The 11,994-nt window shown below is 56.2% G+C and carries 13 protein-coding genes; 2 read left to right on the top strand and 11 right to left on the bottom strand.

Features of this window, described 5'->3' with window-relative positions:
• Positions 1 to 303: 303 nt before the first annotated feature.
• From ACR0MQ_RS01970 to purC, 5 genes are all read right to left on the bottom strand, one after another.
• On the bottom strand, positions 304 to 1,638 hold the full coding sequence (locus tag ACR0MQ_RS01970) for a sigma-54-dependent transcriptional regulator (protein WP_010439922.1): 1,335 nt from the start codon (positions 1,636 to 1,638) through the stop codon (positions 304 to 306).
• Between the two features lie 11 nt (positions 1,639 to 1,649).
• Entirely contained in the window at positions 1,650 to 3,428 is a 1,779-nt protein-coding gene (locus ACR0MQ_RS01965; protein WP_480605517.1) for a sensor histidine kinase, read from the bottom strand.
• A 36-nt stretch (positions 3,429 to 3,464) separates the two neighbouring features.
• On the bottom strand, positions 3,465 to 4,133 hold the full coding sequence (purQ, locus tag ACR0MQ_RS01960; protein WP_170770741.1) for a phosphoribosylformylglycinamidine synthase subunit PurQ: 669 nt from the start codon (positions 4,131 to 4,133) through the stop codon (positions 3,465 to 3,467).
• A 26-nt stretch (positions 4,134 to 4,159) separates the two neighbouring features.
• Positions 4,160 to 4,390 (bottom strand): phosphoribosylformylglycinamidine synthase subunit PurS, encoded by a 231-nt coding sequence (gene purS / locus ACR0MQ_RS01955; RefSeq protein WP_010439914.1) that lies wholly within the window; start codon positions 4,388 to 4,390, stop codon positions 4,160 to 4,162.
• A 100-nt stretch (positions 4,391 to 4,490) separates the two neighbouring features.
• Positions 4,491 to 5,246, bottom strand: a complete 756-nt coding sequence (gene purC / locus ACR0MQ_RS01950) for a phosphoribosylaminoimidazolesuccinocarboxamide synthase (protein ID WP_010439911.1) — start codon at positions 5,244 to 5,246, stop codon at positions 4,491 to 4,493.
• Between the two features lie 187 nt (positions 5,247 to 5,433).
• Here purC and ACR0MQ_RS01945 point away from each other — a divergent pair, with 187 nt between their 5' ends.
• The gene (locus ACR0MQ_RS01945) at positions 5,434 to 5,754 is read left to right on the top strand and encodes a DUF1476 domain-containing protein (protein WP_170469973.1); all 321 of its coding nucleotides are present in this window, start codon (positions 5,434 to 5,436) and stop codon (positions 5,752 to 5,754) included.
• A gap of 122 nt (positions 5,755 to 5,876) precedes the next feature.
• Complete coding sequence (gene bmt, locus ACR0MQ_RS01940) at positions 5,877 to 6,890, top strand: betaine--homocysteine S-methyltransferase (protein ID WP_170539486.1); 1,014 nt, start codon at positions 5,877 to 5,879, stop codon at positions 6,888 to 6,890.
• A gap of 8 nt (positions 6,891 to 6,898) precedes the next feature.
• Here the strand turns inward: bmt and ACR0MQ_RS01935 are convergent, their stop codons facing one another.
• From ACR0MQ_RS01935 to ccmE, 6 genes are all read right to left on the bottom strand, one after another.
• Positions 6,899 to 7,675, bottom strand: coding sequence for an enoyl-CoA hydratase-related protein (locus tag ACR0MQ_RS01935; RefSeq protein WP_480605514.1), 777 nt, complete (start codon positions 7,673 to 7,675; stop codon positions 6,899 to 6,901).
• Between the two features lie 73 nt (positions 7,676 to 7,748).
• Positions 7,749 to 8,204 carry a cytochrome c-type biogenesis protein gene (locus ACR0MQ_RS01930; RefSeq protein WP_170770732.1) on the bottom strand — a complete coding sequence of 152 codons (456 nt, stop codon included), beginning with the start codon at positions 8,202 to 8,204 and terminating at the stop codon, positions 7,749 to 7,751.
• Positions 8,201 to 10,165: a heme lyase CcmF/NrfE family subunit gene (locus tag ACR0MQ_RS01925; protein WP_480606151.1), complete on the bottom strand. Its 1,965-nt coding sequence runs from the start codon at positions 10,163 to 10,165 to the stop codon at positions 8,201 to 8,203. Before ACR0MQ_RS01925 ends, ACR0MQ_RS01930 begins: the two co-directional genes overlap by 4 nt.
• A 74-nt stretch (positions 10,166 to 10,239) precedes the next feature.
• Complete coding sequence (locus ACR0MQ_RS01920) at positions 10,240 to 10,818, bottom strand: holin family protein (RefSeq protein ID WP_480605512.1); 579 nt, start codon at positions 10,816 to 10,818, stop codon at positions 10,240 to 10,242.
• Positions 10,809 to 11,420, bottom strand: a complete 612-nt coding sequence (locus ACR0MQ_RS01915) for a holin-associated N-acetylmuramidase (RefSeq protein WP_170770727.1) — start codon at positions 11,418 to 11,420, stop codon at positions 10,809 to 10,811. The genes ACR0MQ_RS01920 and ACR0MQ_RS01915 overlap by 10 nt, the downstream gene beginning before the upstream one ends.
• 123 nt (positions 11,421 to 11,543) lie before the next feature.
• On the bottom strand, positions 11,544 to 11,990 hold the full coding sequence (gene ccmE, locus ACR0MQ_RS01910) for a cytochrome c maturation protein CcmE (RefSeq protein WP_010439882.1): 447 nt from the start codon (positions 11,988 to 11,990) through the stop codon (positions 11,544 to 11,546).
• Positions 11,991 to 11,994: the final 4 nt, after the last annotated feature.

Here is an 11,994-nt window from a genome sequence, read left to right as displayed (position 1 = left end):
TTCCTTTCACCCGCCAGAACGGGTTCAGGTACTCAGTTGCCCCGGCTGGGGCACAATCGGCCTGCTGAACTGCGTGGAAATGATCCTCAGCAGCAGATCAGTAGCGAAACTCAATGATTCGGGACTTCTGGGCGTCAAATCGCCCGGCCCGTCCGAACACAATAAAAGCAGTCCTGTGGAAAAGACAATGGGCAAACTGAATAACACCCACAGATCACAGCACAGGATCTCTTCATCTGGCTGAAAATATCTCGTGGGTGAATTGAGCCTAAGGCTCAAGAGGGGGCTGGCCCCCTCTCCGGCCTACAGGTAATCCGAGCGCTGCAATCCATACTTTGCCATCTTTTCATTCAATGTTCGGCGCGGCAGGCAAAGCTCTTCCATCACGGATGCGATCGAACCCTTATGACGGCGCATCGTATTGTCGATCAGCATCCGTTCGAAAGCTTCGACATATTCCTTTAGCGGCTTGCCCTCGGTGGTCATTACGGGCTGCATCTCTTCATGATCTGACATCAGCAGCGACGCAATCGTCCCTGATCCGCGTCGCGATTGAAGCACTGCGCGCTCGGCAATATTGATCAACTGCCGAACATTCCCCGGCCAAGGGGCTTGCAATAGCTGCGCCGCTTCTTGTGCGCTGACTTGGGGTGCATCGCAACCATATTCCTCGGCAAACTGTTCGCTCAAGCGCGTAAACAGAGTCAGGATATCCTCGCCGCGCTGACGCAGCGGCGGCATCGTGATGCGCAAGGCCGCAAGCCGGTAGAACAGGTCAGGCCGCAAAACATCCTCAGATGTCTTGCCGGCCTCCTGCAGATTCGAGATCGCAACGATCCGCGTTTCCGCAGGCGTCCCCTGTTCGTTCATAACACTCAGCAAACGCGCCTGCAGCGTATCGCTCAGCGCTTCGACATCTTCCAAAACCAATGTCCCGCCTCGTGCTTCTTCGATGGCAGGCAACTGAGTATCCTCTGGCAGCATCGGGCCAAACAAGCGCTTCGACAGCGCTTCCTCCTCCAACGCGGCACAAGAAACCAGAACAAACTTTTTGCCCGCCCGGCTCCCGACAGCGTGCAAGGCATGTGCCACCAAAGTCTTCCCGGTCCCCGTTTCACCGTCGATCAGAACGTGACCATCGGCCTGCCCCAGATCAAGAATATCCTCGCGCAAGCGTTCCATGACGGGGCTGGCACCAATCAGCTTGTTCATGATCTGAGTGCCACCCGACAATTCGCGGCGCAGCGCCCGGTTGTCCAGTGTCAGACGTCGTGCGTTACTGGCCCTCTTGGCCAGTTCAGACATCTTGTCAGGATTGAACGGTTTCTCAAGAAAATCAAAAGCACCCACCCGCATGGCTTCGACGGCCATTGGAACATCGCCGTGACCCGTGATCATAATCACCGGTAATGTGCTATCCGCGCCCATCAATTTCTTTAGAAGCTGAATGCCATCCATGCCAGGCATTTTGATGTCAGAGATCACGATCCCCGGATATTCCGGACCAAGCACCTTGAGCGCATCTTCGGCACTGGCGAAGGTTTCCGTGTCATACCCCGACAGAGCCAGCCACTGGCTAATCGACTGGCGCATGTCCTGTTCATCATCCACGATGGCGATTTTCATGGCCTGTGCCATAGTCACTTCCTTTATTCCGCGGCCTCAAGGCCGTCGCTTCCCAGAATGGGCAATTGCATCTCAAACACCGCGCCGCCCTGTTGGCCGTTTCGTGCGGTCAAACGTCCGCCATGGTCGTTCACGATCCCGGACGAGATGGCAAGCCCCAGACCAACACCGTCTCCGGGGCGTTTGGTCGTATAAAACGGCTCAAACAGGTTTTCGATATCTTCGATCCCGTGGCCATTATCACGTACGGTCAGTACAGCAGTATCTCCTGCAGCCAGGATAATTTCGACATCAGGTTCAGCTACAGATTTGGTGGCATCCAGCGCATTGCGCAAGAGATTGACCATAACCTGTTCAATCCGCATCCGATCCCCCATCACTATAACAGGGACTTCGGGTAAAATCTGGGTTATCTTAACGTGCCTTTGACGGAGCTGCGGCTCCATCATCGACAGGCTCGATGCCAGCGCTTCGCCTAGATTTACGGGCGAAAACGCATCCGCGCCCTTGCGGGCATACGACTTTAGCTGGCGCGTGATCGCACCCATCCGTTCAATCAAACCATCAATGCGACCAAAACTGGCCAGCGCTTCTTCCGGTCGGTTCCGACGCAACAGCAAACGCGCGCCTGCCAGATAGGTTTTCATAGCGGCCAGTGGCTGGTTCAACTCGTGGCTCACCGCTGCCGACATCTCACCCAGAGCCGCCAGTTTCGAGCTTTGAGCAAGCGTTTGCTCGGCAACTTCCAGCGTCTTTTCAACCCTTTCCCGCTCAGCGATTTCCCGCTGCAGCCTGGCGTTCAATGCGCGAAGCTCCGCCGACTCTCGCTGGAACAAAGTCATGCGCGAGGTGGCCCTGCGACTGAGCGCATAGAAGGTCAGCGCCAGAAGAATCGCAAATGCCATGATTTCAAGCGCGAGAACGCTGTTCACACGTTCCCTGATTGACGAATAGGTGGTGAACGATGTCATCTGCCAGCCCCGGAACGGTATGCGAGTTTCCATTCGCATCACAGCTTCACCCTGCAAGTAAGCATCAGGCGGCAGCGCATTCCAGTCGGTCGTCGCGCGGATCGCACGTTGAATGGCACTTTGAGGGGGTTGGCGCAGAATAGCACTTCCTTCTTCCAGGCCGCGCCATTGTGGTTCAGTCGACAGAATGATCGCACCGGTGCTGTCTGTCACCATCACTGCATCAGAAATCCCGGCCCAGGCGCGCTCGAATTTTTGCAAATCGACCTCGACCACAATCACCCCGAGTATCTCTGCATTGGCTTCAATTCTGCGTGAATAGACAAAGCTGTATCCCCCAGCCTCGCGCGGGATGACCGAGAATATCGTAGCATTCGATCGCATCGCATCAATGAAGTAGGGAGAGCTACGATGCCCCTCACCCAATCGATTGCGATCGGTTGCCGCCACCGTAAGCCCATCTCCGTCCAACAGAACCAGCGACGCCGCTCCAATTTCTTCTACAAAAGAGATCAGCCGCTGAGTCGACAGCGTATAGTCACTGGACTGCAAGGCCGAGATCAGCGTTGGGTCTCTGGAAAGAAGTTGCGGAACGATGGAATTGCGACGCAATTCACTGAGCAAGTTACCGGAATACAGCGCCAGACGCAGTTCGGCCCGGTTGCGGGTAGATTCTGTGAAACGGCTGGTCAGAAGACTGTTGGTAATCCAGACTGTGGCGACCGTTACAAGCAGCAGCAAGAACACAGCAAGACGCAACCGCCAGCCCATTGGCGAGCCACGCAGTCGGTTCGGGAACCCGTTGCGGTCTGATTGATTTTGGGCAGTCATGTTCTGACGCTACGCGTCCCGACTGATGACCTCAAGTCACGCTGGCGCCAACACCCCGGCCAATGCGCGGAAGAGCGCCGTTCCATCAGTGCCACCGTGGCCTGAATCCGCCGCCCGCTCGGGGTGGGGCATCATGCCTAACACGCGGCGGTTGTGTGATAAAATGCCCGCAATATCGTCGCGCGAACCGTTGGGATTCTCGGCGTAAGTGAAGGCAATGCGATCCTGATCCTTAAGTTCAGAAATGGTCGCGTCGTCGGCGAAATAGTTACCATCATGATGGGCAATCGGGATATCGATCACATCACCGGCATTATACCCTTCGGTAAATGCACTGTTGCTGGTTTCGACTTTTAGTCCGATAGTTTTGCAAATGTATTTCAGACCGGCATTTCGCAGCAGTGCGCCGGGCAGAATTCCAGTTTCGGTCAGAACTTGAAACCCGTTGCAGATACCGACGGCGTAACCACCACGCTCGGTATGCGAAGCCAGCGCTTTGCAAATCGGTGACTGCGCCGCAATCGCGCCGCAGCGCAGATAGTCGCCGTAGGAAAATCCACCCGGAACACCGACGATATCGATACCCTCGGGCAGCGCGGCATCCTTGTGCCAGACCATATCGACGGAAAAACCGGCCTGTTCAAAGGCGACAGCGAGATCGCGATCGCAGTTGGAACCGGGGAAAACGATGACGGCTGCGCGCATGGCGGACCCTCCTAGGTCGGAAAAACTCAGAGCAGTTCGATCTCGAAGCGTTCGATGACCGTGTTGGCCAACAGCTTTTCGCACATTTTAGTTACGTCCGCTTCGGTCGCGCCGTCGGCCAGTTCCAAATCGATCACTTTGCCCTGACGGACACCTTCGACCTGATCAAAACCCATCGCACCCAATGCGTGACGCACAGCCTCACCCTGCGGGTCCAGAACCCCGTTCTTGAGCATCACATGCACACGTGCCTTCATTTTCGAAAACTCCACTGGTGGACCGCTCTCCGATCCGTTTCGTTGCGCGCGGGATACCCCGCTTGGGCGTGTCGGACAACCCTGCCCGTCCGGGGCAGGATCAGTTGATCAGCGTTGGCTTGGTCACATTACTTTTGGGCAGAACACCAAGACGACGGGCGACTTCCGAATAGGCATCCGTCAGGCTGCCCAAGTCGCGGCGGAACACATCCTTGTCCAACTTCTGACCGGTTTCGATATCCCAAAGACGGCAACTGTCGGGGCTGATCTCGTCCGCAATGATCAGGCGTTGGAAATCACCTTCGAACACGCGCCCGATCTCAATCTTGAAATCGACCAGTCGAATGCCGACAGCCAGCATTACACCGCTCATGAAATCATTCACACGCAGTGCAAGGCTCAGGATATCGTCCATGTCCTGCTGGCTAGCCCAGCCGAATGCCGCGATGTGCTCTTCAGTCACCAGCGGATCACCCAGCGCATCGTCCTTGTAGCAGTATTCAACAATCGGGCGCGGCAGCTGAGTCCCCTCGGCGATACCAAGACGTTTGGACATCGTTCCGGCGGCATAGTTGCGCACGATGACTTCCAGCGGCACGATCTCGCAATTCCGCACCAGTTGTTCGCGCATGTTAAGACGGCGGATGAAGTGCGTTGGCACCCCGATCTGGGCCAGACCAGTCATGAAGAATTCACTCAGACGATTGTTCAGAACACCCTTGCCGTCGATGACATCTTTTTTCTCGGCGTTGAAAGCAGTGGCGTCGTCCTTAAAATACTGCACGATGGTTCCCGGTTCCGGGCCTTCATACAGAATTTTGGCTTTACCTTCGTAAATCTTCTTGCGACGCGCCATGAGCGACCTTTCCAGGCTGGGGAAAGGGAATGAGTCCCCTTACGTTGGCGCCCTCATAGTGCAAGCCCCGCCTTCCCGCAAGTTCGCGACCCCGAGAGGCTTTGACGCAGCGCAAATACCTTGCGCCCGAGGCGTCGTATAGTCATATCATCAGGAAAGAGAATTCAAGCCAAGGGGTCCCGAACCAATGACCACATTCGACGAACGCGAAGCCGCATTTGAAAGCAAATTCGCTCATGACGAAAAGATGCAGTTCATCGCGCGGATGCGCCGTAACCGGTTTATGGCTGTCTGGGCATCGGCACTGAAGGGCGAAACCGTAGAGCAAGCTCGGAAATATGGCCAGGAACTGGTCCATACCGATCTGCAGAATGTCAGCGAGGACGATGTCGTCGAGGCGGTTAAAGGCTATCTTGGCGATCTTGCAGACGAGGCCAAGATTCGTGCGAAAATGGCGGAACTGCTGGTTGAAGCCAAAGAACAGGTTATGGCGGAAGCCGAAGATTGATTGCGTAAAATGCAAAACTCATGATCTTCATGAGTTTTATGAATTTGATTTGACGCCCCGGTCATGAGACACGGGGCGTCTCATATTTTGACGGGCCACGGCCTTATTCTTGGAATACCTCAATGACAAACGCGCTCAGCACTCTACTTGAAACCGTCGACGTCATTCTTGCGGATGGTGCGACGGGCACGAACCTGTTCAACATGGGCCTGCAATCTGGTGATGCACCTGAGTTGTGGAACGTCGATGCTCCCGACAAGATTCGCGCGCTGTATCAGGGCTCGGTCGATGCCGGTAGCGATCTGTTTCTCACCAACACATTCGGCGGAACCTCAGCACGTCTGAAACTGCATGATGCCCAGAACCGTGTGACCGAATTGAACCGTATCGGGGCAGAGCTGGGTCGTGAAGTTGCAGACAATGCAGGCCGCCCAATTGTTGTGGCAGGTTCTGTTGGCCCGACCGGTGAAATCATGGAGCCCGTTGGCAGCCTTTCGCATGCTGAAGCCGTCGAGATGTTTCATGAGCAGGCAGAGGCGTTGAAAGCCGGAGGCGCAGACGTTCTGTGGCTTGAGACCATCAGCGCCCCAGAAGAGTTCCGCGCCGCAGCCGAGGCCTTTGCTCTGGCCGACATGCCTTGGTGCGGCACAATGAGCTTTGACACCGCGGGCCGGACCATGATGGGTGTTACATCCTCTGATCTGGCGATGATTGTCGAAACCCTACCCAATCCCCCTGTGGCCTTTGGGGCTAATTGCGGTACGGGTGCGTCCGACATTTTACGTACGGTGCTTGGTTTCGCTGCTCAGGGCAGCGAACGTCCGCTGATTTCCAAGGGAAACGCGGGCATTCCGAAATACGTGGACGGACATATCCACTACGACGGAACGCCCGAACTGATGGGCCAATACGCCGCCATGGCCCGAGATGCAGGTGCGACAATTATTGGCGGGTGCTGCGGCACCATGCCTGCGCATCTGCGCAAGATGCGGGAAGCACTGGATAGCGGCCAACGCGGAGATCGCCCGACCCTGGATCAGATTACATCGGCGCTTGGTCCGTTTACCTCAGCCTCAGATGGCACCGGCGACGAGGCGGTGCCTGAACGACGCACACGACGTCGCCGCCGCGCCTGAATGATCTCTCAGCGCCCCTCGAATTTCGGGGGGCGCTTTTCCAGAAATGCCACCACACCTTCGGCAAAGTCACGGGTTCTACCGCATTCGCCTTGCAGGTGCGCCTCGGCGGCAAGCTGTTTCGGCAATGTTCTATCGTAGGTCCCCCGGATCGCCTGTTTGATTGCCCGGAACCCGGCAGTTGGGCCATTAGCCAGATAGGCGGCCCGTTCGCGCCAATGCGCGTCGAACTGATCGTCAGAGACTGCTTCCCAAATCAACCCCCAGTCGTCCGCCTGACGCGCGCTGATCTTGTCTGCAAACAAAGCAGCCCCCATCGCTTTGGCAAATCCCATCTGACGCGGCATGAACCAAGTTCCGCCAGCATCGGGCAGCAATCCGATCCGAGCAAAGGCCTGCAGGAAATAGGCGCTCTCGGTTGCGATTACGACATCGGCACAGAGTGCAAGATTCGCCCCTGCCCCTGCTGCCGCCCCGTTAACGGCCGCGATCGTTGGCACCGGGCAGTCGTAAACCGCCTCAAGCATAGGCTCATATTCATCCCGTAATGCTCGTTCGAGATCGATCTTTCCTGTGCTCGACGCGTCCCCTAGATCCTGGCCAGAACAGAACGCAGGCCCAGCTCCTGTCAAAACAATTGCCCTGGCATGGCGAGCCGCTTCTTTCATCGCATAGGTGATCTCGGCCCGCATCTGCGTCGTCAGTGCATTCATCTTGTCTGGTCGGTTCAATGTCAAAACCGCCAAATCATCGGTAACATCCAGAAGGACCGCTTCGTATTCCATGTACAACCTCACCTGCGCAGTGTTTCGCAAAACCCTGACGCAAATGTGGAAAAAGGAAAAGTAGAACCGCGCGTCAGTCTTCCAAGATTTGGCGCAAGCGTTCCTGTTCTTCATCGGTCAGCGCATCAGAAAGAGCCGCTTGTTGATGCCGCGAACGCTTCCGCAAAAAGCTCCAGCCCATGCCCGCCGCGATCAACAACATGATCGGGCCTGCCAACCAAAGCATCAGATTGGCTCCGGTCGTGGTTGGTTTCAGAAGAACGTATTCGCCATAGCGATCAACGATAAATTCGACTGCCTCTTGGTCCGTATCGCCCGCAACAAGACGTTCCCGCAGCAGAATGCGCAAATCACGCGCAAGCTCGGCATTACTTTCATCAATGCTTTCGTTCCGACAGACCAGACAGCGCAAGCCCGTGCTGATATCCCTAGCCCGCGCTTCAAGCGCCGGGTCATCCAGAACCTCGTCTGGCTGAACAGCCAAAACCGGTGATGCGATCAGCAGCAGTATCAAAAGTAAACGTTTCATTCGGCCGGCACCCCACCTGCAGGCGTCTTACGCGCGCCAGCTGCGACCCGGAAACGGCGGTCCGACAGGCTGAGTGCACCACCAAGAGCCATTAAGATACATCCGCCCCAAATCCAGTTGGCGAGAGGTTTGATGTAGGTTCGCATCACCCAGCCGCCATCCGCCTGTTGATCACCGATCACAACATAAAGATCACGCAGGAACCGATAGTCAATTGCGGCTTCTGTCGTCGGCATGCGGGCCACGGGGTAGTCGCGCTTTTCGGGGTTAAGCGTCGTGACAAAACGCCCATCCTGTTCCACCATCACATCCGCCATGGTCGAGAAATAGTTCGGTCCCTGAACCCGGCGCACATCCTGCAATGTCAACGTGAACTGCCCAACTTCGTATGGCTGACCGGGTTGGGCGACTCGAATATCTTCGACTTCCCACGCTGTCAGCCCCGCGATGGCAAACATTGTGACACCCAAGCCAGTATGGGCGACGGCTTTACCCCAATCAGCACCCGGAAGGCGGAACAGGCGTGCAAGGTTGCCTTTGCGGCCTGTTCGGCTCCAAAGATCGACAAGAGCGCCGAACGTAATCCAAGCGCCGAGGAAAAGACCAACAGGCCCTAAAGCGCTGCGCCCAGTCTGCATCACCCAGACCAGTATCGCCAACGCTACAGCAAGAATGAATGCATAGCGCAGAGACCACGCCGCGCGACCTAACCTGCCCCGCTTCCAGGGCAGCATAGCGCCAATAGGCAGCACGATCCCTAGGGCAATCATGAATGGTGTGAAGGCCGCATTAAAGAATGGCGCTCCGACCGAGAGTTTCCGGTCAAATGCCATCTCAGCCACCATGGGCCACAGCGTACCAAAGAACACGACGAAACAACTGACTGCCAGCAGGATATTGTTCAGAATCAGCGCGCTTTCCCGGCTGACCATCCCGAACACTCCCTTTGCTTCCATCGCCTGCGCACGGGCCGCAAACAGGGTCAGTGCGCCGCCGATGAAAATCACCAGAATGAACAGGATGAATACCCCCCGTTCGGGATCATTTGCGAAGGCATGGACCGAGGTTAAAAGCCCCGAGCGCACGATAAAAGTCCCGATCAGCGAGAACCCGAAGGCGATGATCGCCAGCAAAATAGTCCAGCTTTTTAGCGCCTCGCGCTTTTCGACAACGATGGCCGAATGCAGCAGCGCTGCGGCCAGCAGCCATGGCATAAAGCTGGCATTTTCGACCGGATCCCAGAACCAGAAACCACCCCAACCCAGTTCGTAGTAGGCCCACCAAGACCCCAGTGCGATACCAATGGTCAGGAAAATCCACGCTGCAAGCGTCCAAGGTCGCACCCAACGGCCCCATGCCGCGTCCACGCGGCCTTCGATCAGGGCCGCGACAGCAAAGCTGAAGGCCATGCTCAGGCCGACATAACCCAGATAAAGAAACGGTGGGTGAAACGCTAGGCCCGGGTCCTGCAACAGTGGGTTCAGGTCCCGACCGTCGAAAGGTGGAACTGGCAAGCGATCAAACGGGTTAGATGTGAACAGAATGAACGCAAAAAACGCAACAGCGATGGCCGACTGCACCGACAGAACCCGTGCTTTGAGCGTCGGGGGCAATCCGCCGCCAAAGATCGCAGCCATTGCCCCGAAAATTGTGACGATAAGGACCCATAGCAGCATCGAGCCCTCGTGGTTTCCCCAAGTCCCACTGATCTTGTACAGCATCGGCTTGGCGGAATGGCTGTTCTCAACCACAATCCGCAACGAAAAGTCGGACGCCACGAAAGCCCAAACCAGTGCTCCAAAAGAAAACGCGGTCAGCAAAAACTGAGCGATGGCCGCAGGTTCTGCGAAAACCATCCATCCGTTCCATCGTTTGGCAGCCCCGATCTGAGGCACCACAGTCTGAACGATGGCGACCAGGAAGGCTAGGATCAGTGCGAAATGGCCGAGCTCTGTAATCATGACGCGCTTATACTGCGGCAGGTCGGCATGTGCCATTAACATTCGTCAAGTATCGCCGCACATAGTGTCGCGCCTCAGGCTGCGCGCAGCCGTCGCCAATCTTCTAGTGCAGGGTTGAAATCGGCCTGTATTACTGCTTCGGTCAGGGCCGCGTCCGACCGGGTATCCGCGATGCCGGGACTGTCCTCGCGAAGTTCACGGATTTTCGCTATGTTGGCCAATACTTCTGGCGCTCGCAGCACCGTTTGATTGATCTCGCGCTGAAAATCCTGCGCTTTGATCTGATGCCTCGCGCCAAAGTAGAATGACACGACCACACCCAACAGCCACCACAGCGGTTCCGGCACCAGTGCAATGCCCTGCATGCGCGCCGCAAACCAGTGCGGGTCGATCATAGCGGCAAGGAACAGGCACAAGGTGCCCAACGCCAGAGCCGGGCGCGGCAGTCGATTTAGCCCGTCCATGAATCGATCAAACCCCCCTTTTCTGGGCACTTGGAACTCGGCCCCGAACTGCACCATCGCCGCACTGCGGAGCGCTGTGGTCCGCTGCGCCTCGCTTTCAGCATTTTCTCGAAATATCTCGGTAGTTTCACGAACCACATTGCGGCCTCCACCGAACAACAGGGCTAAAAGGCCAGAGATCAAACCCATCCTGAAATCCTCCTCTGAAAATCTGCATCCGTCAGGTGATACTGAGGAGACAAAAACTCTTCAGCGCGCTTGATCCAACCACCTTTGCCCCCGGCCCGGGTTCGGGCATATTTACGCAGTGAAACCCTCCGATCTGCTAACCGAAAATAATAGTTACGCCGTGCGACGCCATAGGCATCTGTTAGGGCCTGTGGTTTTGGTTTGGCAGCAGCATCTGTTGCGCGCGCAGTTTGGGGGCCAATCACGCCATCAACCGCGACCTCAAACCCCATTTGGCACAGCAGGTTTTGCAATATTCTAACTGCCTGCGAACCCGCATTGACGTACATGTCAAACACCGAGGCCTGTACAGCCAGGGGTAGCAACTCAAGGCGAGGCCTTTCAAAATAGTGGTCGACAAAGATGTCTACGGCCTGTGCCCTGGTCAGAGCTTTCACATCCCGATGTGTCACAGCACCGTCGCGATCCAGATCAAGACCCAAACGCTGCATGGCGTGGATCGTCACACCAAATTTTGTCGCCCCACCGGGATCGTCGGGATCATCGACAAAGCCACCTTCCCGCGCCACGATTTCATCTGCGATCTGTCGAACCGTGCTCATGCCCGCCCCCTTTGCTGTGGTCAGGCAAATGGTCCGGCAAATAAGTTAATCCGACGATAGAACAAAGGGCGCTGCGTGTTCCTTGAACGCAACGCCCCCAAGATCTGAAAATTTTGAAATTGATCAGCTGTCGCCGGCTTCTTTGTAAACACCTTGCTCTTTCAATGCGTCCACAACCTCTTTCGGCATATAGGTTTCATCATGTTTCGCAAGGATTTCAGTGGCTTCAAAGACGCCGTTCACATAGCTACCTGTCCCAACCATACCTTGATTTTCTGAAAACAGATCAGGCAGGACGCCCGTGAAAGCGACTTTGACGCTTTCACCGCCATCGGTGACGACGAAATACACAGTTTCACCCTGCCCACGTATGATCGAGCCCTCTTCGACAAGCCCACCGATGCGGAACACTTCGGACGGCTTAGGCGGCTCGGCGATCACTTGACTGGGTGAACGGAAGAAGTTGATGCCATCTTTCATGGCCACTCCAATCAACGCCGTCGATAAGGCAAGGGCCACCGCGGCTAGCACAATGATCTGTATTCGACGACGTTTCTTGAGCGTTTTCATACCG

The organism is Ruegeria sp. AN6 (assembly GCF_056540425.1).
This window is presented reverse-complemented; position numbering and strand designations above follow the sequence as displayed.

Coding starts and splice junctions, on each gene's coding strand:
- purC (WP_010439911.1), bottom strand. CDS start 5,246: ATGGCGCGTCGCAAGAAGATTTACGAAGGTAAAGCCAAAATTCTGTAT.
- ACR0MQ_RS01920 (WP_480605512.1), bottom strand. CDS start 10,818: ATGGGTTTGATCTCTGGCCTTTTAGCCCTGTTGTTCGGTGGAGGCCGC.
- ACR0MQ_RS01965 (WP_480605517.1), bottom strand. CDS start 3,428: ATGACTGCCCAAAATCAATCAGACCGCAACGGGTTCCCGAACCGACTG.
- ACR0MQ_RS01915 (WP_170770727.1), bottom strand. CDS start 11,420: ATGAGCACGGTTCGACAGATCGCAGATGAAATCGTGGCGCGGGAAGGT.
- purS (WP_010439914.1), bottom strand. CDS start 4,390: ATGAAGGCACGTGTGCATGTGATGCTCAAGAACGGGGTTCTGGACCCG.
- ACR0MQ_RS01970 (WP_010439922.1), bottom strand. CDS start 1,638: ATGGCACAGGCCATGAAAATCGCCATCGTGGATGATGAACAGGACATG.
- ACR0MQ_RS01945 (WP_170469973.1), top strand. CDS start 5,434: ATGACCACATTCGACGAACGCGAAGCCGCATTTGAAAGCAAATTCGCT.
- ACR0MQ_RS01935 (WP_480605514.1), bottom strand. CDS start 7,675: ATGGAATACGAAGCGGTCCTTCTGGATGTTACCGATGATTTGGCGGTT.
- ACR0MQ_RS01930 (WP_170770732.1), bottom strand. CDS start 8,204: ATGAAACGTTTACTTTTGATACTGCTGCTGATCGCATCACCGGTTTTG.
- purQ (WP_170770741.1), bottom strand. CDS start 4,133: ATGCGCGCAGCCGTCATCGTTTTCCCCGGTTCCAACTGCGATCGCGAT.
- ACR0MQ_RS01925 (WP_480606151.1), bottom strand. CDS start 10,165: ATGATTACAGAGCTCGGCCATTTCGCACTGATCCTAGCCTTCCTGGTC.
- ccmE (WP_010439882.1), bottom strand. CDS start 11,990: ATGAAAACGCTCAAGAAACGTCGTCGAATACAGATCATTGTGCTAGCC.
- bmt (WP_170539486.1), top strand. CDS start 5,877: ATGACAAACGCGCTCAGCACTCTACTTGAAACCGTCGACGTCATTCTT.